The sequence below is a fragment of the Paenibacillus sp. FSL F4-0122 genome (assembly GCF_038002845.1).
Taxonomy (GTDB): Bacteria; Bacillota; Bacilli; order Paenibacillales; family Paenibacillaceae; genus Paenibacillus_AQ; species Paenibacillus_AQ odorifer.
In genome coordinates, this window is sequence record NZ_JBBODI010000001.1 from 1,952,215 (window position 1) to 1,978,896 (window position 26,682).

General features: G+C 46.7%; 22 protein-coding genes and 1 pseudogene. 8 read left to right on the forward strand and 15 right to left on the reverse strand.

What is annotated here, in order from left to right; all coding sequences use genetic code 11:
• Positions 1 to 20 precede the first annotated feature (20 nt).
• Positions 21 to 362 (forward strand): annotated as a pseudogene (locus tag MHH49_RS31145) (LysE family transporter); the annotation flags it as partial.
• Between the two features lie 13 nt (positions 363 to 375).
• Here the strand turns inward: MHH49_RS31145 and yfcE are convergent.
• The 5 genes from yfcE to MHH49_RS08290 form a co-directional block, all read right to left on the reverse strand.
• A complete protein-coding gene (gene yfcE / locus MHH49_RS08270) occupies positions 376 to 924 on the reverse strand; it encodes a phosphodiesterase (RefSeq protein WP_076316588.1) in 549 nt (182 codons plus the stop codon).
• A gap of 125 nt (positions 925 to 1,049) precedes the next feature.
• Positions 1,050 to 2,534 (reverse strand): glutamate synthase subunit beta, encoded by a 1,485-nt coding sequence (locus MHH49_RS08275; RefSeq protein ID WP_341042266.1) that lies wholly within the window; start codon positions 2,532 to 2,534, stop codon positions 1,050 to 1,052.
• A gap of 250 nt (positions 2,535 to 2,784) precedes the next feature.
• Positions 2,785 to 4,740, reverse strand: coding sequence for a type I pullulanase (gene pulA / locus MHH49_RS08280; protein WP_341138085.1), 1,956 nt, complete (start codon positions 4,738 to 4,740; stop codon positions 2,785 to 2,787).
• Positions 4,741 to 4,847: 107 nt separating this feature from the next.
• The gene (locus tag MHH49_RS08285; RefSeq protein ID WP_341138086.1) at positions 4,848 to 5,471 is read right to left on the reverse strand and encodes a C39 family peptidase; all 624 of its coding nucleotides are present in this window, start codon (positions 5,469 to 5,471) and stop codon (positions 4,848 to 4,850) included.
• Positions 5,468 to 7,969, reverse strand: a complete 2,502-nt coding sequence (locus tag MHH49_RS08290; RefSeq protein WP_051491506.1) for a PAS domain-containing hybrid sensor histidine kinase/response regulator — start codon at positions 7,967 to 7,969, stop codon at positions 5,468 to 5,470. The genes MHH49_RS08285 and MHH49_RS08290 overlap by 4 nt, the downstream gene beginning before the upstream one ends.
• Positions 7,970 to 8,249: 280 nt before the next feature.
• Between MHH49_RS08290 and MHH49_RS08295 the strand changes: the two genes are divergently transcribed.
• Positions 8,250 to 9,065, forward strand: a complete 816-nt coding sequence (locus tag MHH49_RS08295) for a hypothetical protein (RefSeq protein ID WP_341138087.1) — start codon at positions 8,250 to 8,252, stop codon at positions 9,063 to 9,065.
• Here the strand turns inward: MHH49_RS08295 and MHH49_RS08300 are convergent.
• Positions 9,058 to 9,834 (reverse strand): YheC/YheD family protein, encoded by a 777-nt coding sequence (locus MHH49_RS08300; RefSeq protein WP_036687402.1) that lies wholly within the window; start codon positions 9,832 to 9,834, stop codon positions 9,058 to 9,060. The genes MHH49_RS08295 and MHH49_RS08300 overlap by 8 nt on opposite strands.
• Before the next feature lie 181 nt (positions 9,835 to 10,015).
• Here MHH49_RS08300 and MHH49_RS08305 point away from each other — a divergent pair, with 181 nt between their 5' ends.
• Positions 10,016 to 11,155, forward strand: a complete 1,140-nt coding sequence (locus tag MHH49_RS08305; RefSeq protein WP_076101179.1) for a glycosyltransferase family 4 protein — start codon at positions 10,016 to 10,018, stop codon at positions 11,153 to 11,155.
• Positions 11,156 to 11,598: 443 nt separating this feature from the next.
• On the opposite strand, the gene MHH49_RS08310 is transcribed toward MHH49_RS08305, so the two are convergent.
• Positions 11,599 to 12,840, reverse strand: coding sequence for a DUF445 domain-containing protein (locus tag MHH49_RS08310; RefSeq protein WP_038568289.1), 1,242 nt, complete (start codon positions 12,838 to 12,840; stop codon positions 11,599 to 11,601).
• Positions 12,841 to 13,145: 305 nt separating this feature from the next.
• Between MHH49_RS08310 and MHH49_RS08315 the strand changes: the two genes are divergently transcribed.
• Complete coding sequence (locus tag MHH49_RS08315; protein WP_038568287.1) at positions 13,146 to 14,018, forward strand: Cof-type HAD-IIB family hydrolase; 873 nt, start codon at positions 13,146 to 13,148, stop codon at positions 14,016 to 14,018.
• A 414-nt stretch (positions 14,019 to 14,432) separates the two neighbouring features.
• Here MHH49_RS08315 and MHH49_RS08320 read toward each other — a convergent pair whose 3' ends face one another.
• The 3 genes from MHH49_RS08320 to MHH49_RS08330 all read right to left on the reverse strand — a co-directional run bounded on the left by MHH49_RS08320 (position 14,433) and on the right by MHH49_RS08330 (position 17,328).
• Positions 14,433 to 15,812, reverse strand: a complete 1,380-nt coding sequence (locus MHH49_RS08320; RefSeq protein WP_341138088.1) for a sugar phosphate nucleotidyltransferase — start codon at positions 15,810 to 15,812, stop codon at positions 14,433 to 14,435.
• Positions 15,813 to 15,814: 2 nt separating this feature from the next.
• Positions 15,815 to 16,651 (reverse strand): DUF6492 family protein, encoded by an 837-nt coding sequence (locus MHH49_RS08325; RefSeq protein ID WP_036687392.1) that lies wholly within the window; start codon positions 16,649 to 16,651, stop codon positions 15,815 to 15,817.
• Between the two features lie 377 nt (positions 16,652 to 17,028).
• A complete protein-coding gene (locus MHH49_RS08330) occupies positions 17,029 to 17,328 on the reverse strand; it encodes a hypothetical protein (protein WP_341138089.1) in 300 nt (99 codons plus the stop codon).
• Between the two features lie 734 nt (positions 17,329 to 18,062).
• Between MHH49_RS08330 and MHH49_RS08335 the strand changes: the two genes are divergently transcribed.
• Positions 18,063 to 20,360, forward strand: coding sequence for a UvrD-helicase domain-containing protein (locus MHH49_RS08335; RefSeq protein ID WP_036687345.1), 2,298 nt, complete (start codon positions 18,063 to 18,065; stop codon positions 20,358 to 20,360).
• A gap of 64 nt (positions 20,361 to 20,424) precedes the next feature.
• Here MHH49_RS08335 and MHH49_RS08340 read toward each other — a convergent pair whose 3' ends face one another.
• From MHH49_RS08340 to MHH49_RS08350, 3 genes are all read right to left on the reverse strand, one after another.
• Positions 20,425 to 21,006: a 50S ribosomal protein L25 gene (locus tag MHH49_RS08340; protein ID WP_051491503.1), complete on the reverse strand. Its 582-nt coding sequence runs from the start codon at positions 21,004 to 21,006 to the stop codon at positions 20,425 to 20,427.
• A gap of 87 nt (positions 21,007 to 21,093) precedes the next feature.
• A complete protein-coding gene (locus MHH49_RS08345; protein WP_341120040.1) occupies positions 21,094 to 22,038 on the reverse strand; it encodes a DUF1861 family protein in 945 nt (314 codons plus the stop codon).
• Positions 22,004 to 22,300, reverse strand: coding sequence for a helix-turn-helix domain-containing protein (locus MHH49_RS08350; RefSeq protein ID WP_051491502.1), 297 nt, complete (start codon positions 22,298 to 22,300; stop codon positions 22,004 to 22,006). Before MHH49_RS08350 ends, MHH49_RS08345 begins: the two co-directional genes overlap by 35 nt.
• A gap of 216 nt (positions 22,301 to 22,516) precedes the next feature.
• Between MHH49_RS08350 and MHH49_RS08355 the strand changes: the two genes are divergently transcribed.
• Genes MHH49_RS08355 through MHH49_RS08365 form a run of 3 tightly spaced genes read left to right on the forward strand, consistent with a single transcriptional unit; the run spans position 22,517 to position 25,876 of the window.
• On the forward strand, positions 22,517 to 23,698 hold the full coding sequence (locus MHH49_RS08355) for a glycosyltransferase family 4 protein (protein ID WP_036687342.1): 1,182 nt from the start codon (positions 22,517 to 22,519) through the stop codon (positions 23,696 to 23,698).
• The gene (locus tag MHH49_RS08360; RefSeq protein WP_076275598.1) at positions 23,698 to 24,804 is read left to right on the forward strand and encodes a glycosyltransferase; all 1,107 of its coding nucleotides are present in this window, start codon (positions 23,698 to 23,700) and stop codon (positions 24,802 to 24,804) included. Before MHH49_RS08355 ends, MHH49_RS08360 begins: the two co-directional genes overlap by 1 nt.
• A complete protein-coding gene (locus MHH49_RS08365) occupies positions 24,797 to 25,876 on the forward strand; it encodes a mannose-1-phosphate guanylyltransferase (protein WP_036687341.1) in 1,080 nt (359 codons plus the stop codon). The genes MHH49_RS08360 and MHH49_RS08365 overlap by 8 nt, the downstream gene beginning before the upstream one ends.
• A 104-nt stretch (positions 25,877 to 25,980) precedes the next feature.
• On the opposite strand, the gene MHH49_RS08370 is transcribed toward MHH49_RS08365, so the two are convergent.
• Both MHH49_RS08370 and MHH49_RS08375 read right to left on the reverse strand, forming a co-directional pair.
• On the reverse strand, positions 25,981 to 26,217 hold the full coding sequence (locus MHH49_RS08370) for a DUF6953 family protein (protein ID WP_036687339.1): 237 nt from the start codon (positions 26,215 to 26,217) through the stop codon (positions 25,981 to 25,983).
• Between the two features lie 110 nt (positions 26,218 to 26,327).
• Positions 26,328 to 26,645 carry a hypothetical protein gene (locus tag MHH49_RS08375; RefSeq protein WP_036687337.1) on the reverse strand — a complete coding sequence of 106 codons (318 nt, stop codon included), beginning with the start codon at positions 26,643 to 26,645 and terminating at the stop codon, positions 26,328 to 26,330.
• Positions 26,646 to 26,682: the final 37 nt, after the last annotated feature.

Consider the following 26,682-nt stretch of genomic DNA (forward strand, 5'->3'; position numbering starts at 1 on the left):
CATCCGTTACAACGAAGCTAACAGAACCCAATTCCCCAAAAAGCTCACTGAATTCATACACGGTAACGCTGTTGCTGACGTTGTCCAATCCCATGACAATTATTTTTTTCCTTGGCGTATTCAGCGCATCAGGCGTCCTTCTGTCTCATAGCAGCTCCAATATGCCGTTTCTAGTTAGCGGCGTCTTTCTGGGTTCCGCATTATGGTGGATGGGTTTGACAGGGAGCACCGCTTTGTTCAGAAACAACATAATGTCAGGACGTTCGAAACAGCTCTTGTTCAACAAACTATCCGGATTGGTAATGTTGTCCTTTGGCATTGTCTCCCTTGTTCAATCTCTCAATCTTCAGGAGTTCCTTTAAACGATCCCTCTCACTATACGGTAATCTTTTTTACCACATTGCCTTCAAAATCCTTAACGATAAATTCCCCGCCCTCTAGAACAGCATAGGAATTCGGATTATTCTCTTTAGGCAGCGATATGGAGCCGGGGTTCAGCACGTACACTCCCTCCTTTACATCGGCAACTGGTATATGGGTATGTCCCTGAATAAAAATATCCTTCTCGGAAAGCGCCGGCAAATGCTCAATGCTAAAGCCATGACCATGTGTAGCGTAAATCCGTCTGCCTTCGTGCAAAAGCATTACATAATCGCCCATCATCGGGAATTCCAGCAGCATTTGGTCTACCTCGGCGTCACAGTTTCCACGCACTGCGGTTATCGGCTTGTTTTTGTTATATACGTTAAGCTTATTAGCAACCTCTTGTGGGTTATAGTCCTTCGGCAGCGGATTTCTTGGACCATGATATAGGAAGTCTCCTAGAATAATAAGACTGTCCGGCTGCTCTTCTTCTACCTTTTCCAAAGCCCGTTCCAGCCAAAATAAAGATCCGTGAATGTCGGAAATAAACATTAACTTCATCATGTATTCTCCTTTTCAACTTAACTTAAGTAAATATGTGCTTAGACAATAATCTTAACCTTGAACATACCACAACGCAAAGCAGACGTTCCCAAAGGAACGCCCAGCTCGCTATATCTTAATACTCACGGCAAATTCGAGGATCCCATCAAAAAGCGGTCTACTTCGCGCGCAGTCTGACGCCCTTCGTCAATAGCCCATACTACAAGGCTTTGCCCGCGCCGCATATCACCTGCTGTGAACACACCTTCTACATTGGTTGCTTGTGCTCCGAACTCTGCTTTGGCGTTCCCCCGCTCATCGCGTTCCACCCCAAGCTCGCCCAGTACAGTTTCTTCAGGCCCTGTGAATCCCAAAGCCAGCAATACCAGCTGCGCTTGCAGGGTCTCCTCACTGCCCGGCACTTCGACCGGTACCATTCGTCCCTGTTCATTACGGGTCCATTCAACGCGCACTGTACGCAGCTCCTGCACTTGCCCGCCCTCATCGCCGACAAACCGTTTCGTCGAAACCAGATAACGGCGTGGATCTTCTTTATACAGTGAAGCGGCCTCATGCTGACCATAGTCCACTTTAAGCACCTTTGGCCATTCCGGCCAAGGATTGTTAGGCTGACGAGTCAGCGGCGCCTGTGGCATAATCTCGAGCTGTGTTACACTGCGGCAGCCGTGGCGGATTGAGGTGGCCACACAGTCTGTTCCAGTATCCCCACCGCCGATTACAACTACATCCTTACCTGCTGCAGATAAATACTCGCCATCTGCAAGCCCTGAATCCAGTAGGCTCTTTGTATTCAGCGTTAAAAACTCCATAGCTTGATGAATCCCACGCAGATCACGTCCTTCTATCGGAAGATCACGTGCCTGTGTAGATCCACCACACAGTACCACAGCATCATGCTCTGCCTTGAGCTGTGAAGCTGGGAGATCTCGGCCGATCTCTGTTCGAGTTACGAAGGTAATACCCTCAGCCGCAAGCAGATCCACCCGGCGCTGCACAGTCTTTTTATCCAGCTTCATGTTGGGAATACCATAGGTAAGCAGACCGCCAATCCGGTCCGCCCGTTCATACACAGTCACCGTATGTCCAGCCTTATTAAGCTGTGCCGCACAGGCAAGGCCTGCCGGACCTGAACCCACTACAGCAACCTTCTTACCCGTGCGATGAAGTGGCGGCTCAGGCACAATCCAGCCTTCTGCAAAACCTCTATCTACAATTGACTTCTCAATAGATTTAATGGTGACAGGTTTGCCGTTCATCCCTACCGTACAAGAGCCTTCACAAGGAGCAGGACAGACACGGCCTGTAAATTCAGGGAAGTTGTTTGTCTTATGCAGACGTTTTAGCGCTATCTCCCAATTTCCACGATAGACCATATCGTTCCATTCAGGAATCAAGTTGTGCAAAGGGCAGCCGGAAGCCATACCAGACAACAGACGTCCTACATGACAGAATGGCGTACCGCAATCCATACAACGTGCCCCTTGCTCGCGCAGCTTTTCTTCATCCATAGGAATCGAAAATTCATTCCAATTCTTAATTCGCTCCAATGCCTCACACTCGGAGGGTGTCTGTCGTTCAAACTCTAAAAATCCGGTTGCTTTCCCCATCTCTTTCATCCTCTCTACCAAAGAAAAGTACTCTCTGTCACTTTCTGCTGTTATGCCACTCTAAAGCGCCAAAGTAAATGCCTTAATATTAGCATCCTAGATCTTTAACGAAAATGAGTAATGTCACCTTTTTATGTAAAATAAAAGCATCCTTTCAAAAGAAAGTTCCGCGCAAAAAAGCACACAGCGCACTGTACTCATTGAGCACAATACTCCGTATGCTTTTGACGAATTATCTATAACAAACCATCTAGTTCACCGTCAGCACTACCATTCCAATCCCACTTACATTTAGCTTATTACCCGTCAGATTCTGCACAAGATCGGCTCCAAAAACCGTTTTCCATGCCCCGAGCTGTGGCAGAACCAAAGCCGTCTGTTCAACATTAGCATTAAAAAGCACATAGATATGCTTCGCCGCATCTCCTCCAGCATGGCCACGCAGCGTATAAGCTACCGAACTTACCGGTGCTTTTTCAAATACTAGATGATTCCGAATGTCATCTGCCGTTCGCATACGGAAAGCCGGATGCGCTTTTCGCAAGGCAATTAGCTGCTTCAGATAAACCACATCGTCTTGATGAGCAGCGCACAGTTCCCAATCCAATTGGTTGATCTTCACCGAGGATTTATAGCTGTTCTCCACCCCGTTTTTCGTGCGCATAAATTCCTGACCCGCATGGACAAAGGGGATTCCCTGACTCATGAACACTATCGCAGAAGCTAATCTATGCATAGATTGGCGCTGTTTGTCCGTCTCCCCTTGTGTGGACAGTAATATTTTATCCCATAACGTATGATTATCATGACATTCCACATAATTGACGGTTTGCTGAGGCTCCACGGCAAATTGTCCAATGCCTGGGGCAAAAGCAATGCCTCCCGCGACTCCGGCCTTTATCGCAAGCTCCAGACCCATCATTCCGCTGATGAAGCCCGGTTGATCATGCAGAAAAATATTCCCTTTAATTGCATCCCGGAAATCATCATTAAAGTGTCCGATTCCCGGCAAAAGCGCCGCATTCTTCTGATGGGCAAGCCGCTCCATCGGCAACTCTGTCCCCATCATCCAACCTTCACCAATCGTCATGATGGACGGGTCAATCCCATCCAGACGACGCCGGATTTCCTCCATCGTGTCGAGATCAATCAAGCCCATCAGATCAAAACGAAAACCATCGATATGGTATTCTTTGGCCCAATAAACTACGGATTCCACAATGAAGCTGGACATCATCAATCGTTCCGAAGCCACGTCATTCCCGCAGCCAGAGCCATCCGACAGGCTTCCGTCTTGCTTGTAACGCAAATAATAGCCGGGAACCAGCTTGGTAAAATTCACGCGGTAGCCATCGTACACATGGTTGTAAACCACATCCATAATGACGCGGAGGCCCCGATCATGAAGTGCTTGAATCATTGTTTTTAGTTCACGGATACGCACTCCAGGCACATAAGGATCTGTAGCATAGGAACCTTCTGGCACATTATAATTCTTCGGATCATAACCCCAGTTATAATGCGGTTCATCCAGCCTCGTCTCATCTACACTCTCTGTAGAATAATCATAAACAGGCAATAGCTGCACATGGGTTACACCGAGGTTCGCGATATGATCGAGTCCAGTGAGAATACCCTCCGGTCCGCGGTTCCCTTCTTCCGCCAAAGCAAGATATTGTCCTTTATGGGTCATACCACTTGCTGGATGGATAGATAAGTCACGCAAATGAAGCTCATAAATGATGGCATCTACAGGATCATCCAGGGGTGGTTTATCTTCCGTCCACCGCTCAGGATCTGTTTTGCGTAAATCTAAAATAGCTCCCCTATCACCGTTCACTCCTACAGCACGTGCATAAGGATCAACTGCCTCATTCCACTGTTCTCCAAGACGTACTCGGTAGGTATAGAACTTGCCATCTAAATCACCGTCAACTGTAATTCTCCACGTGCCCCGGATATCACGGATCATAGAATACTTACACTCGGCTGCTCCCTGCCATGAATTATAAAGTACCAGCTCCGCTTCTTGAGCGGTGGGCGCCCACAAACAAAAAGCTGAACTACCCGGTGAGTACGTTAGGCCAAGATCATCCCCATCATAGCTGAATAACTGATCAAACTCCTGAGCAAACACGGAAATCCCTCTAGTAGCCGCAGGGTCCCCATAATAAATGGGTTCCTTCATTTCCCTTTGTACGGACAAAGCACCTATCCCCTTTTCCAGTTATTAACTGGATTATAGTATGATCGTCTAAGTAGTGCAAACGTTTGGACTCGAATTTTTCAAGCTATTTTGTCAGGACAACCCCTCTACCTCGATGCATCTGCAATATCTAACCCGACCATCGTAATAATGTCTTTATTTGCAAAATACGGAATACGCCGTTCTTTACCTAGAGTGACTCTACCATCCTTGTACCGCACACCATTATCGTGGACAATCAGGATAGGACGCTCTCCGTCATCAAATACCTCATATCCTATACCTAGTACCCAATGGTAATCGTAAGTAAACTTGCCTCTCCACCGCAGACGAAACCACTTATCAAATTTAACAGCCACAGGCCGGCCGGCATCAATTTCTGTTTTATATACTTCAAAATCATTAAACGTAGTAATGAGTAACTTTTGCTGATCCTTAGGTAAAGTCGATGAATGGATATAGTTCTTCAGTTCTTTGGTAAAACAGCGCACACTCATCCCCCAAGGTCTTCCGCCGTGATGGCTGTATATGTAATTAATATGAGCGGCTTTGGAAGGAAAATGACCTTTCCCCCGAATAAAGTCCGCTCCGAAATGGGTGTTCCAATACTCCGTTAACGCTGCCATCGTAGCTGGGCCACACGCAGAGGACGGGGATTCGACCCCAACCTCCCACTGTGTATATGGCTCCGCAGGCAGTTTGTTGCTAATCCGAGGCTGTCTATGCTTCATTCAGATAGATCCCCTCTTAAAGGGCTAGACTTAGGAGTAATATGTGGAGTCGCCTCCGGAAGTAAAATCACATTTGTACCGGCATCCAATTCTCCTTCTACAGCTGTTGCCCCTTCCATTGTTGTCTCCCGTTCTTCTGTCTGCACTGTATCTTCCACATCTATCTCAGCTTTACTATCAGGATTGATCTGCAGCGTGAAATAGAAATTAGAGCCCTCTCCTTCACTGCTCTCTACAGCGATGGCTCCGCCCATCAGCTCAACGAGCTTTTTACAAATCGCCAGCCCCAATCCGGTCCCGCCATATTTGCGGTTAAACGAGGAATGCAGCTGATAAAAAGACTGAAACAGCCGATGCTGCTTCTCTAGAGGAATGCCGATTCCCGTATCCCTAACATTAAATTTCAAAGTTAATTTCTTTTGATCTGCGGACAGCTTCTGCTCTACGTAAATACTGATACTGCCCCGATCTGTAAACTTGATTGCATTGCTGACCAGATTGACCAATACCTGACGCAACCGCCCGGCATCGCCCATAATCAGTGGCGGCACTCCAGGTGCCATGCTGCATGATAACTGAATATTTTTCTCCAAAGCCTTCGCTGTAAATAGATCGATTACGCTGTCCAATACGGCTTGAAGCTGCACGGGCTCATTTACAATCATCATTTTTCCGGCTTCAATTTTGCTGTAATCCAGTATTTCATTCAAAATAGATAGGAGCGAGCTGCTGCTCTCCTTAATAATGTCAGTATATCCAAGCTGTTCTTCATCAAGCTCCGTCTCCGCCAGGAGATCCGTCATCCCTACAATTCCGTTCATCGGAGTACGGATTTCATGGCTCATAATAGCTAAGAACTCAGACTTAGCCTGGTCTGCTTTTTCCGCAGATTCCTTCGCCCGAATGATTTCCTTCTCATCCGTGATGTCCCGGAACACTACAACAACACCCTTCGGCTCCCCCTTATCAAACAGAGGGGTTACCTGATATTCCGCAAGAAAGCTAGAACCGTCCTTACGCCACAAGACCGCATCATTACTCTGATAAGATACACCTGACTTAATAGCCTTCATTAGTGGAGATTCCTGCGGCCGATAATGGCTCCCATCGAGTGCTATCTGCTGAATTTGATCCAAATAAGGATGGCCCATAATTTCATCATGTTCATAGTCCAGCATTTGCAAACCTGCAGGGTTAATGAACGTCACCTTCTCCTCCATGTCGAGTCCAAAGATGCCTTCCGAAACTGCATTTAAAATAAGAGTGTACTCATTGCTAAGCTTCTCAATTTGTTCTGTATAACGGATGCGCTCTGTAATATCACGGGAAATCCCATACACACCTACTACTTGATCATCTACAATAATCGGAATATTGGTAGTATTAATCTCTACAAAGTGTCCGTCTTTATGAATAAGCGTTAGATCATAGCTTTGAGGATAACCCTGGGCGGCTAAGTTAAAATGATACAACGTCTTCTCTATGTCCTTCTCATGGACAATGGGGCCAAAGTACATTCCGATCAGTTCATCCAGCGAATACCCGGTCAACTTCTCCAAATTCGCATTGGCGGTCAAATAATCTCCATGCAAATTCATAGAGTACACGGCAGATGGATTATATTCGAACAAAGATTTATACCGTTGCTCGCTCTCCTTAAGCTTGAACTCGAACTGCTTGCGCTCCGTAATTTCACGTCCAATCGCTATAATCTCCATGACATTCCCCTCATCATCATAGGTATAACGACTGCTCGACTCGAACCAGACATAGGTGCCATTCTTATGGCGGTAGCGGTAAGCTACAGCCGGAATAACGCCAGAGCTGCGGCTCTGCTCCATTAAACCTTGCATCATAACTAGATCATCCGGATGGAGATAATTATAGGCGCTTGTCCCAACCATCTCTTCAGGTTCATAACCAAGCAGGGTACGACTAGCCGAAGAACAATATAAGAAAATACTGTCTTTGACCGCATGACGCGAGATTAAATCCAGTGAATTCTCGGACATTAATCTATAATTGCGTTCACTTTGACGAATTTGTTCTTCCATTTGCTGCTGCTGATCCAGATGATCCACCGTTTCCTGAGCTGCGATCTTTAGTTCCGTAATATCCTCGGCATATACTATAATATACGAAGGCGCTTGTCCTTCTTCTGCTCCTAACCCAGAGAACATGAGAGACAGGCAGACGGGTTGACCTTCTTTGTTTAAAAAACAATGCTCCTTCTTCCAGCTGCCCGCTGGCGATTTCTGAAGCTCATCCATTACCACTCTATAGGAGAGCTCTTTTGAATGTGCCTCTCTATTTTCCGATTCTGTAAAAAGAGCCCCGGCAAGAAACTCGGCTTCCGTAAAGCCAAGTAGATTGCAAAAAGCCGGATTGACTTTTATCCAGTTGAAATTGCCGTTATTCGAAAACAGTACGGCCATTCCTTCTGGAGACCTCATAAATGCATGATCCAGAATTGCGTTAAATTCTACCGAGCTGCCCATTTAAGCCAGACCTCCTTTGTTGCTAGCGCTAAAGCTCTCATACCTTCTTATGTCAGTATACGATAAGAGAACTGGGGAAAGAAATGTCTAGCGCATTATTTTAAATTGGAAATATTTAAATTTAAATTATTGACGCAAGCAAATAAACAACTTATATTTAACAATAAATATATCGTTCGTGACCTATTACGATGGAAGCACCCGTAATAAAGGCTTTTGCCTTTGCTACGGGTGCTTTTTTGTTGTCTTCAGGAATACGGACAAAAGGAGGAGCGAATCAATGAACGCACTAAAGTCATTCCCCTTACTACTACTGGTGATCCTGCTATCGTTAAGCACATCAACAGGAGCTTTTGCTGCAGCAACGACTGAATTAACACCTTCTATTCAAGCGGCTTTTGATCTAACAGCTGCCACTGCCGAGGCTCCTGCAAGGATGAAGATGACTAATCTGTACAATGAATTATCTACTTTAAAGATGCAATACAATAACCGTGAGGAGCAGATCCGAACCCTTCACTATAACAATGAGCAAACACTGATTGCGGTACGTAAGCAAATTAAAGAGATTGATTTAGAAGCCGTAGCTCAGCTGGAGGTCACCGTTAAGAGCTGTAAACAGCACTATCAGCCCTTATTCGACCAATACAATGCGCTTCATAAACGTATCAAGATCGCCAAGGGTCTTAAAAATAAGACTTTGAATACCGTACTACAAGCCCAAGGCGATGCTATGAAGGTCCTGGTTCAGTTGGCTCGCAAAGAGATTAGCGACAAACAGAATCAGTTGAATGCAGCCAAACAGACACGTACCCGAAAGATAACCTATGCCCGCAAAACCTTGTCTGGCATTGATAGCCCACAAGTCTCAATTAAATCTAACAAAAGCGTAGTCACCTCATTGAATAAACGGATTTCCGCAGATTGGAGTGACTTCAAAGCAGCAATTCGCAAGCAAAACCTTACATTAACCACTCAGTCTCTGTCCTCACTCGTCTCGGGTTACCGCCAAATCGCAACGCACAAGCAAAAAGTCATAGAATTAGAACAAAAGATTTCTGTTGTCATTGCTAATACGAGGAAACAGATCATTTAGTATTTTTTTTCTTCTCATTCGCTCTGCGGTAAGCCATTACTTTGCGGTACATGCTTTTATCAGAAAGATGTTTAAAAATATATGGGTCCGGACTAGTATTCACTTCAATAATCCAAGGCGTCATGGATCTATCCAATCCTACATCGACACCAATCTGTCTAAACCCAGGATATTTCTTATGGTAGAAACGTCCGGTATCTTCTCCTAGCTTTCTCAGTATCCTAAGCATTTGCGCTTGCTGAGCTTCGTTCAGATAAGGAGACAGAAGCTTTTCCATAGCAGTTAGTTTGCCGCCGCTATGATAGTTGGTAACAATCTTACCTTTCTCAGCTACCCGACCAATCAGACCGGTAGTTTCCCATTTGCCCTGCGGGCTGAGCTGGACCATCACACGGATATCAAAGCGGTGTTTCCCGTGCTTTAGCAATACTATTCCTCTCTGGATCAGGTAACTACGTCCACGCGTCGCTTTCTTTAAGGATAAATGGAAGGCGTCGAAGGTTCTAAAAGTCTTAAGTCTTGTTCCACTTTGGTACTTGTATTCTGTTCCATAAGTCTCTCTACTCTGTTCAACCTTCATCACACCATTGCCATAGGTACCGTATTCTGGTTTGACATAAACCATTCCATATTTCAGCAGCATAGCTTTCAGATTGACTTTACTGAATTTTACTGTTTCGGGAATCAACGGTGAAATTTCAGTGCTTCGCATGAGCACCTTGGTTTTAATCCATTTGCTGGTCAATGCAGACTTTAACTTCTTTCCCAACTGTCCTCTCCCCTGTCCCTCAGAAAATAATCACGGCCTTAGTAAGCCTTAGTATTTTATGCTGCAACTGTACAAATGGCATGAGTGAAACGCCCTCTCCGCTTTCGGATGTATCTACTGTTTACTGTGTTGCATATGGTGGAAGAGGATATCCATTAGCGGATAAAAGGAGGCGTGAACCATGCACATTTGTATCATTGCACCGGAGCAGTTCCCAGTTCCGGGAGACGGTTCAGTAGAAATCTGCATTTGGGCCATTGCCAGAAGGCTCGCGGAGAGACATAAGGTAACCATTGTAAGTCGGAAGTTACCTGGACTACCTGCTGCCACTATATTGGAGCAGGTCAGAATTATCCGGTTGCCCGCAAGCACCCCAGCCCATTATCTTACTTCGGTATTAGAATACATTCAGAAAGAATCCTTTGATATCATTCAGGTTGATAATCGCCCCCATCTTATGTCTGCTGTAAAGAAACAGCTTCCTCATATCCCGGTATTTCTGTTCCTGCACTCTCTTACCTTCACACCGGGTACAGATAAAGTGGCAAATGCCTTGGCAAAAGCAGATCTGATCATTGCCAACAGCCACTCCTTACAGCGAAGGTTGGATCGCCGCTTCCCTCAACTGACCACAGGGATTCACATTGTCTTATTGGGAGCCGATCTTGATCGGTTTACCCCTGTGCAGACATCTGAAAAACAACAGCTTCGTAGTTTTTACAGACTTCCACAGACCTTTACCGTTTTGTTCGTTGGTCGGGTTATACCCCGCAAAGGAGTGCCTATATTAATACGTGCTATGTCGCATTTAAACAAACACCTCCCCGCTCATCTCGTCATCGCAGGCAAGGGCAAACCGTCGTACATACGGCAGTTGAAGCTACTTGCACGGCGGCTGAGAGTGTCAGTTACTTTTCTAGGAAATGTAGCTCATGAGAATATTCACACCCTTTATCAGGCAGCAGACTGCTTTGTATGCCCTTCCCAGAATCATGAATCCTTCGGGCTTGTTAATGTAGAAGCTATGGCCTCCGGTCTACCTGTTATCGCTTCTAATAATGGGGGAATCCGAGAGATTGTCGCCTCTGGCCATAACGGTTATCTGGTAGAACGATATCGTGAGGCTTTACCCTTTGCCCGACATTTGCTACGGATTGCCCGCAATCCACAATTGGCAGTTACCATCGGATCACAAGGGAGAACAGATGCGCTTGAAGCCTTCAATTGGCAGCGTACAGCAAACCATTTAGAACAGCTGTACCAAGCTTCTACATCACCACAGCAGGCGTACAGAACTCTTGCAGGCGGAATGCAATTGTAGACTCAAGAAAAGTAGGGGGGCCCATAAGCCATCAACTGGCTGCTGGGTTCCCTTCTTTTTGGTGTTTGCTTGAGCTAAACAAACACCAATCTCCGATTGAATTAGGTCATATATGCGTATAAAAGGTAGCTATCGGACACAGCTGACCCCAAACGCAGCTTTATCCCACATTTGCAATGCTAAAGGACCCTATAACCACTATTGGCATGAAAAATGCCCAATATGAACGCATCCATAGGAATAACGTCAGTGGAGTCCGCAAACATGTTCCAAGGGTCAAAACTAACAAATAACGTCATATGGGTCCGTAAGCCTCAGAGAAGGATTATTACTCCACGATGCAGACAGGCCATAAGCAACAACAAAAAGCAGCGATCCTCCAACACGGGAGAATCGCTGCTCTGCTTTTTTTGTGAATTTTACATTACATAGGTAAGTTTCATTCAAATCAATTGAATAACTGTAAGCACAAGCCCTACGACAAACCCGCATAAGGCTCCGTTCACACGAATCCATTGCAGATCTTTACCCACTTTATCTTCCAGCATATTCACTAGACTAGCGTCATCCATGCTGTCCAGATTCTCTTTTACCAAAAGACCTATTCTGTAGTGGTTAGCCTCTACAAAGGCAATTAGCGAAGCGCGAATCCGCTCTTCCCAGCTACTGATCCATTCTTGTTCCTTACCAATACGACGTACAAGCAGGGTATATAACGTGAACAGCTTGCGTCCGCCAGCCGCCCGGTCTTCTTCCAGTAGGGAAATTGCTTTGCTGCGAATGTTCTCCAATTGCGTATGCAGAAATGCGGTTGCTGCTTCGCCTTCAAGCTCATTCAGTGCCCATTCTTTTAATGAAGCCAGTCTAGCCTCATCATTAACAATCTGGAACAGGGCCACTCGAATCTCACGGATAATCTCTTCACGGTATGGGCTATCCTCTTCCCGAAAATCGCGGATACCGGACTGCAACATACCTTGCAGCATTTCACCAAGCATATCTGCATCCATAAACCCGACAAAAGCCTGAAAGGCCATGCCTTTAAGTCCGCCAAGCTTCACTTCAGCCAATTTCTCGCTGGCGATCTTGCCAAGCATAGCTTTCGTTTCAGGACGTCCGCTCCAATTAGATACCCCTTCCAGCGCATAGTCCAGAGCAGCTACATCTTTACCGTCATTCATTAATTTAGTAACTATTTTATCGGCCGCAGCGCCAAGCTCAGCTTCACGAACATATTCGGAGGCTGCCTTTTGCAGAAACGGTACTGCCTTCTCTACCGGAAGACGAGACACGAATTCGCCAAGCTGCTCCAATATTTGTACTCTTGCCTTCTTTTTACTAAAAAACTTTGTCAGCAGCTTGGAGCCCATTGATATAAAGCCAAACTTACGCAGCTTGTTCTCAATGCTTTCCTTGTTAAGAAGCTCAGTCTCCATCGCGGTGATTAGTGATTGGATGATCTTATCGCGATTCTTGAGCAGTAGTGAGGTATGTGGAATACGTAATCCCATCGGATGGCGGAACAACGCCGTTACCGCGAACCAGTCGGCAATCCCCCCCACCAAACCGGCCTCGAAACCACCTCTCAGTAGAATCACGGCAAGGTTTTCAGGTAGAAACAGTGTAATCAGAAACCCACATGCCATAAAGGCGAGTGACATGGTGGCTAAGTTTTTGGATCTCATAAATAGTCCCCTTTACATAAGCAGCTGCCGATGTCCTTACGCAGGAAAAATACCGTCGGTCACGTTCCTCGAACATAAGCTGACGATAGATTCGGCTAGTCGGTTAGTTTGACAACTATTGTACCACGACTGAACTATTTTCTAAAAATATACTGTAAAAACCTTTTATCTCCTGTTGGACGTTCATTATTGTACAGTTGCATGAAAATGGTTTTTGGTTTTCAGAATATTAATGATAAGATACAAGTAACGTTTCAATACCCCTTAAAAAGTACCACTTTACCTGGAAAAGGAGCTCATACAATATGCTGATTGCTTTAGATATGGATGGAACATTACTGAACGAAGAAGGAAACATCAGTCCAAAAAACCGCGAAGCTATTATAAAAGCTCAGAAACTAGGTCACATTGTTATCATTGCTACAGGGCGCTCTTTTATGGATGCAGAACGTCAGCTTCGGCTAGCGGATCTGGAATGTCCTGTAGTCAGTCTAAATGGCGCAGTCGTCACATTATCTGATCGCACCCTCGCGGCAAGCACGCCGCTGAATAAAGCGGACATCATTCCCGCTCTGCGCTGGATGAACGAAATTCCGGACTTGTATTACGAGGTTTACACTGAGGATAACGTTTATGTAGAGCTGAACAAACGTGTACGGTTAGAGAAATTATCTGCACTAAGCGATGAAGAAGTTCCTGAAGAAGTCAGCTGGCTGCTGAAAGCAATGATCGATCAACAGTTTCAACAAGCAGCGGTAACCTATGTGGAGAGTATGGAAGAGGTGTGGAGCAAGGAGGAAAATGTTATTTATAAAACATTGGCTTTTTCTCTAAACCGAGAGCTGCTCAAGGAAGCCTCCACCCGCTTCGCGGCTATTCCGGGCTTAATTATCACCGCCTCCCATGTGAATAATATCGAGATTAACCATGAAGAGGCCAACAAAGGCTCCGGTGTAACCATGCTTGCTGACCATTATGGTATCTCGCTAGCGGATGTAGCTGTCATGGGCGACAGTTATAACGATCAGCCGATGTTCGAGAAGGCCGGCTACCGGATTGCTATGGCTAACGCTGCGCCAATCCTTAAGGAAATGGCGGAATTCATTACCACCAGCAATGAGGAAAACGGAGTCGCGGCAGGAATTGAGCATCTTTTGAATAGAAATTCTAAAGAATAATTTCTGTATAAAGCAGTGAATGCACAAATAGCATCGTGGGCAGTTCTGCTCACGGTGCTATTTGTGGGTTTATTTTTGTTAGGCAGGGGTCTCTCATTTACACTTTAGGTTTAGGTTTAGCTTGTGGCGTGCCTATTGCATCCCCCGTCCCTCTCAAGAATTAGTTGTACTTCGTACAGTTAAATGCCCTCTTTTAGGCGCTAATTCGGATTTAATTGCACTCTGTACACTTATATTCAGCAAATCTATTCAAAACGCAAAAATTCGCGATTTTTAACTGTACAAACTACATCTAAATCGCAAGACATTCGCTACTCCACGAAATAGTTGCACTGAATACATCTATTTCACTTCAGCCACGCAATCTATCCATATCTATAGCAGCCTCCGGGTTAAAGCGAACTACCTTTCCATTTATCCCAAATCATCAAGGAAGCTGTCCTCCCCCTCCCATTCGGCAGACACTCGTACGTAGTCATCCACCTCAGGAAATTCCAACAGTTCAATGATAATCAATTCGAGCGCTGTAATGGCCCGCAGCCCATGCTTCGTACCAGCAGGAATCGTGACCGTGTCCCCGGCGGCAACCGCATGAAGATGGCCATTCATCCGGTATTCTCCATTCCCAGAAAGAAAAGACCAAACTTCTTTAGTATGCCGATGAAAATGGTAGCTGGTGTGCTCACCTGCCAAAATGGTTATTTTTGAGGTCGTAACCTCAATACCGGCTGCCGTGCGAGAGAAGTCCAAAATGCGTGAGGTGCCCCAGCGTTTTTCTTCAATCATCGGCTTCGCTGCATGGCCCTCCAGCTTCTGCTTAATTCGTTTTGCCTGCTCTATCCCAACAACCAATATACCATCTGGCCCTGCCGCCACGATTAAACCAGGAGCGCCGATGATATGCACAGGACAAGAGAGTTCGTTGATCAAATGGGTACCTTTTGAATCCTCTGAGATACTCCCCTCGCCAATCACCGTTCCTTGCAAATGGGGAACAAGCGCATCCCAGCTGCCAATATCCGCCCATACCCCAATATAGGGGATCACTACCGCACACCGTGTGTGTTCCAGCACCTCATAGTCAAAGCTTCGTTCTGGCAATTGATCATAATGCCCCAAAAACTCCATGTAATCTACGGGAAGATCCCGTTCCACCATACTTGAGAGCAAGTACCCTAATGAGCAGGAAAACACGCCGCAATTCCACAGTCCTCCCTGAGAAATGAACTCAGCCGCTGTCGATTCGTTCGGTTTCTCTGCAAACTGCTCAACATTTAAAAAAGACGTCCCTCCTACCCCTGACCCTTCACCAGGTAGAATATAACCGAACTGTGTTGAAGGAAATTCAGGTAAAACACCAATCAAAGCAATATCTGCTTGTGATTCGGCAAGTACACTAGGAAATTGATGAAGCTGCTTAAAAAAAGAAGTCTCCACATACGAATCCACCGGAATGACCACTACGATCTCTTTTGAGTCCATACCCTTCACAGAATGCAGATAACTCGCCGCCAGAGCTACTGCAGTAAAAGTCCCCCGTTTCTGCGGCTCCGCTAATAAAGGGACTTGAGCACCAACGGATTTGCGAGTAATCTCCACCTGACTGCGATGAGTCACAATGCAGCTTGAATCCAACAAGCCTACTTCTTCCAGCCCTCTGCATACCCGCTCGATCATCGACTCCACACCGCCAGCTTCTGTTGGAAGCAGCCTTAAAAAAGCTTTAGACCTGATCTCATTTGATAGCGGCCATAACCGCTTCCCCGATCCCCCTGAAAGGAGTACGATCTGCAACCCTATCGCCCCCCTGCGCTGGATTTAGCCCCCGGTGTTCTCACATACCCCTTTCGTTTATGAAAAGACAATGATCTATACTTCTCAGCCAGCTGATTCACTCTCTGCTTGGATAGCTGTCCTGCATTCATATGGAGACCTTTATTACGCGCTTTTTGAATCTTCATTCCCTCGCGATTCTTCGAATACAGGTAATTGGCATAGGTTTCGAATTCAGAAAAGGCAAATTGCTTGGAACGGTTCATACTGTGTAAAATAGCTCGATACCAAGGCATTTGGTGTTTTGCTTCTATCTCTCTTTTCATTTGAGTCAATTGACTGCGTTCAAACAGCATATAATGGGTCACAAATGACGATTTTGCGGTCACCTTGCGGCCCATGAGTTTCCTATAGGTTACAAAATACTGTGGTTGGCTCCAGTTCCGGCTGTAAAAGAGTGTCTTGCCGTCCGCCCGAAAACGGTGGGGGGTGATCAGAACGGTATCGGCATCAATAACCAGAAAATAATCCGCCGTGCAGAGCTTGTCGCCATTCAGTTTCAGCAGCTGTTGGAATAGCCAGCCGGAACGTTCCCAGGTGCGTGAGCGGTAATGAATGTCTTTTTTCGTAATCGGCAGCACCGTATTCTCATCAATAAAGGTACAGCCTTTTGTGCGACAGAACTCAATCATCCGTTTCTTTTTGGGAGCAACAATTAATATCCGGCCGATGGGATGCTTAACATGCTTTCTAACAGCGTCAATCACATGGGGAAGGGTCTGTAAATCTTTTTCAATCGCGGGAATCAGTACGTCTATAGTAACGGCATGTCTGATGCGGACCTTACTGGGCGAGGGCATAGGGTCATCTCCATATCATGTTTTTGCTTTAGGATATGAGCATGATAGGAAAAGGGAATGGGCATCACAGAATTGTTCAGGGGAGTGGCAAACGTGCGCTGAACAATTCTGTGATGCGCGGGGCGGAAATTTTTATATTATAAAAATAGAAACAGACCTGCACCCAGCGCCCTTTTAGTAGGGCGAATATGCCTCTCATTTCGCTTACGGAGGCGGATTCATCCTTTTCTAGGGCATTTTTGCCTCTCATTTCGCCCACGCAGCCACAATCCAGCCTATCTACGGGATTTATACCGTACATTTCGCCCACGCAGCCACGATCCAGCTAATCTACGGGATTTATACCGTACATTCCGCCCACGTAGCCACATTCCTGCCTATCTGCGGGATTTATACCGTACATTCCGCCCACGCAGCCACATTCCAGCTAATCTGCGGGATTTATACCGTACATTCCGCCCACGCAGCCACGATCCAGCTAATCTGCGGGATTTATACCGCACATTCCGTCCACGCAGCCACGATCCAGCTAATCTGCGGGATTTATACCGCACATTCTGCCCACGCAGCCACATTCCTGCCAATCTACGGGATTTATACCGTACATTCCGCCTACGCAGCCACATTCCAACTAATCTACGGGATTTATACCGCACATTCCGTCTACGCAGCCACATTCCAACTAATCTACGGGATTTTTACCGTACATTTCACCCACGCAGCCACATTCCAGCCTATCTACGGGATTTATACCGTACATTCCGCCCACGCAGCCACAATCCTACCTATCTACGGGATTTATACCGTACATTTCGCCCGCGCAGCCACAATCCAGCTAATCTGCGGGATTTATACCGTACATTTCGCCCGCGCAGCCACAATCCAGCTAATCTGCGGGATTTATACCGTACATTCCGTCCGCGCAGCCACATTCCAGCTAATCTACGGGATTTTTACCGTACATTCCGCCCGCGCAGCCACATTCCACCCAATCTACGGGATTTATACTGTACATTTCGCCCACGCAGCCACATTCCAGCTAATCTACGGGATTTATACCGTACATTCCGCCCGCACAGCCACGGTCCAGATAATCTGCGGGATTTATACCGTAGATTCCCCCACGCAGCCACATTCCAGCTAATCTGCGGGATTTATACCGTACATTCCGTCCGCGCAGCCACAACCCTACCTATCTACGGGATTTATACCACCGTTGTGTCCCACTCCCACACCAATCCCCAGATTTTTACTGGCTCAATATCCAACACTTTTCCTGTGCAGCAAAAAGCTTGGGATGGTATATTGTAGATTGGCTAAATTTTCGGCACATTTTAAGATGAACTCAAACATCATAGAACTAGGTTTGTTGAGATCACTACTCTATACAGAAATAATGAAGGTGAATCTATTGAATAAGCTTTTATTTCATACTATCCCGCTGGGAGCTACTGGTGAGCGGATCCCGCAAGCGGCTGTGGCCTCAGCGCAGACAAGCCAAGAACTGGTGAAGCGGGAGGATGAGGACTCCGCTTATTTCCGCAGGCTGGAAGAAGGCGGCATCCTGCTCAACCGTCCGCAGATTTCTGCGGTACGGCATCATAAAGGGCCGCTTCTAACACTGGCCGGCGCAGGCTCGGGCAAAACCTCGGTTCTGATCTGCAGAACCGGTTATTTGTTGTCCGTGCGCGGCGTCTCGCCAAGTCAGCTGCTATTGCTGACTTTTTCGAGTAAAGCTGCGGCGGAAATGCGCGAACGGATCGCCCTATTGCCGGGAGTAGGCCCAGCGGACGTCGCGCGGCTGCAAGCCCGTACTTTTCATTCCTTTTTCTTATTTTTCTTGCGCAGACAAGGATTGCAGCAAGAAATTTTCAGTGAGACGCGGCGCCAGCACATCCTGTTGAAACAAATCATGCGTGAGCTCGGGCTACCTAAAGATGCCTATCCACCGGAAACGCTACTCTCCCTGCTCTCTTCCTGCAAGATGAACATGGGTACCGTAGAAGGCTTGCCTGAAGGAACCACCGCTGAAAAAGAAATGAAATCCATTCTGGAAATCTACGAACAATGGAAACTAGACAATTTCAAAATCGACTTCGATGATGTCCTCTTAATCGCCTATCGGATGCTGAAGGAGCGTCCAACGCTTTTGCAGGAATTGCAGATGAGATATCTATACGTGATGGTGGATGAGTTTCAGGATACCAATGCCTTGCAGTACGAGTTAGTCAAAATGATTGCTCACCCGCAGCATAATCTGATGGTAGTTGGCGACGATGACCAGACGATTTATTCCTTCAACGGGGCACGCAGTGAATTCATTCTGGAATTCGAGAAGCTGTACCCGGGAGCAAGGGTTATTACACTTGATATTAATTACCGCTCTGGTCCAGCTATAGTCGGACTCGGCAACGGTATTATCCGGCACAATACGCGCCGGCGTTCCAAAACCCTGCAAGCTGCCAAAGGCAGCGGGAGTCAGCCCCGGTATATGCGTCCGCAGACAGCAGACGAGGAAGCTGAGCAGATGGTTGAGCATATTTTAAACGAGGTTTCGAGCGGCAAAAGAGAATATAGCGACTTCGCCATGTTATATAGAGCGTCCAGCAGCAACCGGGCCGTTCTGGAATTACTTCTTTTACGCGATATTCCCTATATTGATTATGGAGAAGGCCAATTACTGTACGAACACTGGCTAATTTCCCCGGTCGTGGATCATATGCGTCTCTCCGTGAATCGGCGGAATTTTGCGGCTATGGAGAACATCCTGCCTACTCTATATATGAACCGTGAAAAGGGTATGAATCACATCCGGCAAATGGAAGCTAGACAACCAAAGCAAGGCCCACTAATCCATCTGTTGTCCATGCCCGGCATGGAGGATTTCAAGGGCACTAAGCTTAGAGAGCGGCTGGATCTAATTCGCAATATGCGCGAGTTAACCCCAGTCCAAGCGATCCGCCAGATCCGCACGCAATTCTATGATTATTTCATCGAAGCGAATGAGCGGCATCAAGCAACCTTGCATCGCGAAACGTTAAAAGAAATGCTAGATGAACTAGAATCGTCTGCAGAGCGATTTGATAGTATTCCTGCCTTTCTAGATTTCATAGATAATGTTACGGAACGTAATGAACATAATCGTCAGCCAAGCACCAAAGAACAAGGGAATCGGATCGCGCTTATGACCATTCACAAATCCAAGGGCTTAGAGTTTCCTGTGGTCTTTTTGATTGGAGCCTCTGAAGGAATTCTTCCGCATAGCTCCGCACTGGAGGGCGACCGGCTCAAGGACCGCAAGCTGGCCGCTGCAAATAGTGGTAGTTCAAGCTTGGCTGCACTGGAAGAGGAGCGAAGACTGGCTTACGTAGCTGTTACTAGAGCCCGGGAAGAGCTATTTATCAGTTCACCTGCGAGGCATCGAGGCAAAAAAGCAGAGGTCTCCCGCTTCATGTTATCAGCCTTCCGCTCTGCCGTTTCCTCCACAGCAACGACTACGGTGAGCAGAACAGTGACAACAAGATCCTTACCTACCAGTCGCACAACTGCGACAAGAACTCATGTCGTTCCAGTATGGAATTGTACCAGCAATACCTGTCCTGGATGGACGCGCATGAAAGCGGGCGGAGCTGAGGATCATTTAACCTCAAAGCCCTGCCCGTTATGTAGTTCCCCTATGGCAAAGGACCAACGAGAAGTTCCTGTATGATTCAACGCAAAAAAAGCAAGTTTCCTCTTCCCTGGAAACTTGCTTTTTTAATAAAAATATAGGTTTAGGCTGGAGTTACTACCGCTTCTTCCTCTTCTTCATGCACGGTCTTGATCTGGATCATTACGGTTGACGGTTCGGTCAACACTTCAATCCCATCCTTAAAGATCAGATCAGAGACAAGCAATTGGTCGCCAATATCCAATCCGCTAATATCCACTTCCATGGAGGTAGGAAGATCTTCAGGCATACAGCGAACTTCCACTTCATAAATTTCAACCTGAAGCGTACCGCCTGCTTTAATACCTACGGCTTCACCTGCAAAATGAATAGTCACCTTGCTGTCCATGCTCTTTTTCATATTTACATGTTGAAAATCAATATGCAGAATTTTGCCGGACAGGGTATCCTTCTGAATGTTCTGAACCACGACCGGAACCTCTAGATCTTCCGATACCTTACCTTGCAGAATTGCGCGCGGATTCTTTTTGAGAATGTCCAGAAGTTCTTTTTCATTCACTTCCAACGTCAGAGTCTCTTTACCAATACCATATAATACAGCCGGAATACGTCCTTGCTTACGCGCCTGATTGATGTTGGACTTGGTGTCAGTCTTACGTGTGTTGAATTGAATAAACTTATTCATTGGGTTTCCCGCTCTCTTTGACCATAAATTCTTGTCAAACTAAGTGTAACATGACCATATAATCTAGTCAAACCAACTGAAAGAACGCTAGGATTCATATTCGTCAAACGGGTCCGCGATCTCAATCTGATACGCTTCTGCGTCACTCACCCCTACAGACAATACCGCCCGGCCTCCTCCAAGACGTTTCAAGCCACCGCTGAAGATGACATCCTCCAGTTCTTTGCGCTTGCCCGGGCCCGCCGGAAAATCACTGCGGACTGCTATTATTTTGACCGGAGTTGCCTTATAAGTCTCAGGATTCAGCGAAAAAGCCATGGCATAATAGTGTTTGTTTCCGGCGCTATCGAAGCAAGCAATGTGGCCCAACACGCCCACCTTCCCACCCCGCAGCAGATGAGCTTCATTGGCTCCACCCCACTCTTCGGGCACGAATTGATCCTGTAGCACCTCGGCATCAATGAAGGTCTGCTCATTTAGTTCGTCCAGCGAAGGAATCACTGTGAACCCAATCTGTCCTCGCCCACCCCGCTCGCCCTGTGGCCGGGTAAATACGCCTACACTGCCATTATCAAGCTCGATAAGCCGGATATCCTTCATCGTGCCGGGACCTGAAGAAAAGTGGGTCAAAGAATCGATGTGATACCCCCGGTAGAACTGGGTCACCCAGGAGACAATCCGGTGCGGATCATCCGCTGCCGCAATCACTTCCACCCCGCCCACGATCAGTTCCCCCCTGATCCGGGTCCAGCACGGGTCCTGTAAATTGTACGTATGCGTATGCGCACGAGGTCTCCAAACCCCATCATGGCATGTAAAAAAGAAGACTTGAGAGAACTCACTGTCCCGTTCCTCAACTCTTCCCATTAGTACCTCTTCCCCGTTATACATAAACGGGGCGGTTATATTATAGACATCCCGGTGCCCAACACCGGTGAACGTCAGTTTATTTACAGTAGTTGTACCGCGTCCGGCATGATATGTATCCAGAAGCTGCTTACAGGTGGCTGTCCGTGCCGGGTTCCTTGTCATCGCCGTCCTCCTCGTAATCATTTGAACGATCGATCACCCAATCGTTGTCTTCCGCATCCATGGCAATCAGCTCGCCGGGCTGGACATTAAAGTATACACATAATTTTAGCAACAGATCCCTTGGATACTGCACCATCTCATTCTTATACATTCGGCGTACCGAATCAAAATGGTAATTGATCTCTTTAGCAAGCTTGCGGATCGATAATTTCGGATCATGCCTCTCCATGACCTCACTCAGTTTACTGCGTATGACTGGCATTCCTACACCTCCTCCAATAATATATCCGCACTAACCCCAAGGCGTCAATCGAATTGACAAGATAAAACGGTCATGTTACAGTGGGATTAGGAAATAATTTGCAACATTTCTAATTTCAGAAAACCAAATACCTTTCCCTATTCAGAAAATAGAGTCTTCTTTATTTTCTTTTTTTGTATCCAGACCAATCGCAAGACCATTAGGGAGGCTCTTTGAATGAAAAATACAGTCCGTAATCACAACATCGTGTTCTTGGGAACCAGTCTGCCGCGAGAGTGCGGTATCGCCACGTTCACACAGGATCTGCTAGATGAACTTATCCACCTTCCCGGCTTCAACCCGCCCCGGATTATTGCCATAAACAACAATGAAACCTACGCTTACGATCAGCAGGTAATACGGCAGATCGACCAGCATAATTACGCAGATTATATAGATACGGCCGATTTCCTCAACAATTCTGATACCGATTTGTTGGTCATCCAACATGAATTTGGCATCTACGGCGGAGAAAGCGGTGAATACCTGCTCCCCTTTGTCGAACGTTTGAACATTCCGTATGTTGTTGTTTTTCACACAGTGTTGACCAAGCCCTCCCCTAAGCAGCATCAGATCATCCGATGTCTGGCCGAGCGTAGCGTGCAGGTCGTGACGATGGCAGAATCAACCCTTACCGATTTATCTACTATTTATGAGATCCCAGTTTCCAAAATCACATTCATCCATCACGGTGTCCCTCAAGTTAGCACAGCCTCACGCACCAGCCTTAAAGCACAATACGGTTATCCAGACCGCAAGATCCTCTCCACCTTCGGCTTCCTCAGTCCCGGCAAAGGGATTGAATACAGCATCGAAGCCATGCGCGGCGTGGTCAAGCGCCATCCCGAAGCACTTTACATTGTCTGGGGCAAGACCCATCCGGTCGTCAAGCTGGAATCCGGGGAAGTTTACCGCCAGAAACTGACGGACCTCGTAGAAATGTTTGACTTGCAGGACAATGTCCAATTCGTCGATAAGTTGCTGACCCAAGAAGAAGTAATAGAGTCCTTGGTCATGTCAGATATCTATGTGACTCCTTATCTGGGTAAGGATCAGGCCGTCAGCGGCACCCTGGCCTACGGAGTCGGTTATGGCCGGGTCATCGTGTCGACCCCTTACCGCTACGCCCAGGAAATGCTGGCAGAAGGCCGCGGTCTACTGGCTGATTTTCATGATTCTGCTTCCTTGGAAGCCTGCATTTTGCGCTTGCTGAACAGCCCTGCTCTGGTGCAAACGATGGAAGACCGCACGTTGAAGCTCGGGCTCACTATGCGCTGGAACGAAATCGCCAAAATCTATGCCGCCTTGTTCCACAGCCATATCCAGAGCTCGGCGTCAGCTGATCGGAGCGTGATTTAATGGAAACCTCCACCACAGTACAGTCTAAACCAGGCTATATGCGCAGAATCACGGACGATACAGGAATCTTTCAGCATACCAAGTTTGGGGTTCCGGACCGTTCCAAGGGCTACACTACCGATGATAATGCCCGCGCCCTGATTGCTGCGGTCTTAATGTACGAGAATTCCCGGGATGCCGTGGCACTCGATCTCATTCATACGTATATCTCTTTTATCTATCATTCCCAGACAGCGGACGGCAATTTTCGCAATTTCATGGATTATAACCGCTCCTTTATAGAGGATAAAGGTTCTGAAGATTGCCAGGGACGTACCTTGTGGGCACTAGGGTTCGCCTTGTCGCATGCAGCTTCCCTGCCTGACAACCTGATGAATACCTGCCGGTATTTGATCAATCAGGCACTGCCGCATCTGGAAGCCTTGGGCTCACCTCGGGCCGGAGCCTATGCCATCATCGGCTTAAGTTATCTTACCGAATCACCCGGCCCATTAGGTTATGCTTTTCCATACCCGCATACTGAAAACACGACCGAAGAAGCCGCCTTTCTGCCAAGGGCAACCATTGAGAGTCTGATCGAAAATATTGCGGTTCGGCTGCATAATCAATATACCCGCTATAAGGGGCACGGCTGGAATTGGTTCGAGGACAGCATCACTTATGGCAATTCCATGCTGCCCTGGGCTCTGCTTCGGGCCTACCTAATCTCCGGGAATAAAAACCTGCGGGAGACCGCCAAGGAAAGCCTGGATTTCCTAGCTTCCACCACCTTCTCCAGCAAAGGCTACTATAAACCGATCGGCAGCCATGGCTGGCTGCTGCGCGATGGGCTGGCTGCACCCTATGATGAACAGCCCATTGAAGCCTGCGAGATGCTGCTGGCCTGCCGGGAAGCAGCTGTTGTTCTTGAGGACCCCTCTTATCTTGCGCAGGCAGAATTATGCTACAACTGGTATCTAGGGCATAATTCCTTGGGAATCCCCCTAATCGATCCGCAGACTGGTGCTTGTTATGACGGTATTCATGCGGCGGGGCTCAACCTGAATCAAGGCTCGGAGAGCATTATATCCTTCACAATTGCCCGGTTGGTGATGCATCATGAATAAATATGCTACGATCCTAGCCGGCGGGGGCGGAACACGGTTTTGGCCCCTGTCCAGACAAGAAATCCCAAAGCAGCTGCTGAACATTAGTGGCAACGACATTATGTTAAACGATACGATTGAACGCTTCAAAGGGATTATTCCTCAGGAGAATACAGTTATCGTTACTAATCGTACCCAAGCAGTATTGTTGGAGAGTATTATGCACAGCAGCGTTCTCAAAGCTAATATTCTAATTGAACCTGTGGCGCGAAATACAGCCGCTAGCATTCTTTTTGCAGCATTATCTATAGAGAAGTCTCATGGCAATTCTTTAATGGTCGTCCTTCCTTCCGATCACTATATAACGGATGAGGAACAATTCCGTCTTACACTAGACGAAGCCTGTACTGTTGCCATGGAGTCAGACAAAATAGTAACCATCGGAATCAAGCCTACTTTCCCATCTACTGGCTACGGCTATATTGCCTTTGATAAGACGCCGATTGCGACAAGCCCAGTGGCTGTATATGATGTAGATGAATTTGTAGAGAAACCAAACTTTCAGAATGCACAGAGTTATCTGGCATCCGGTAATTATCTATGGAATAGTGGGATTTTTATTTGGCAGACCTCTGTCATTATTGATAATTTCAAACGTTATCTACCTCGACTCTACAAAACCATGCTGCCCATCAGTGATTGTTTGGGTACAGATCAGGAAGAGGAAGTTATTAATGCCATCTACCCAACGCTTCAGAATATTTCGATTGATTACGGCATTTTAGAACGCTCTGATGAAGTTGTCGTGCTTTCCGGACAATTTGGCTGGAATGATATCGGTAGCTGGGATGCACTGGGTTCAATCTTCCCTCCGGATGATGCAGGCAACATTATAAAAGCAAATCATGTGGGAATAGATACCCATAACTCAATCATTTATGGAAATGGCAGACTTATCACGACCATTGGTGTAGACGGGTTCATCATTGCGGATACTGGGGATGCACTGTTAATCTGTCCCAAGGATAAAGCGCAGTCAGTCAAAGATATCGTGGAGCTTCTAAAGGAACAGGGAATGACAGAATATATCTAACTAAAAAGAATGCAAAAAGACGGGCCATTGCAGTACATGCATGGTCCGTTTTTTATCTAATTATATAAGTTGAACAGTTTGTACATGTTTTGTAAGCGCCAAACTTAGGTCCAAGCCCACAAGAACCCGTCTCGATCCCAAGCAATTCTCCCGCCATGGAGTTTCCGGAAAGCTTTCTTCACTTCTTTGGAGAGTGAGGCATTGCCGTTCTCATTCACAAATACAAATTGTTCTCCAAAATTCTCTTTCACATATTCAATCGCCGCCGTCTGATGCAAGGTACCCGTAAAACGAATCTCCTTCACCATCCATTCTGCTACTTCTTGTGCGGTTATTTCCATATGGATGCGCCTCCTCTCTGTGCTTACTGCTAAAATGTGCCCTCATTATAACATGAATACAGCCCAACCGGACAAACGTCCGAATTGGGCTGTATTGAAGTCATTTTACATCACTGTGGATAGATATGGTTCGAAGGATAACGGGACTTCTGTCCTCCACTCACCATCAACAGAATCCCAGTAATTAAGTGCAAGAACCAGCCCACAAAAGGAATCCATGCCAATAAAGAAGTTATAATTCCTAGCACTGAACCGTAGATAGACTCACGGTCTCTTGAAGATAAAATCAATGTAATCACATGTAGAATAAACATCAACCCCAGAACGGAATACCCCGTGCCAATAACAATAGCAGCACCCAGGATTGGAATTGCCAAAATAATTTCACAGGAACCCGTAATCCATTTCATAGCTTTAGAAGCGCTCAATAGACAACCTCCTAATTGGTTGAAATATATGATTTTT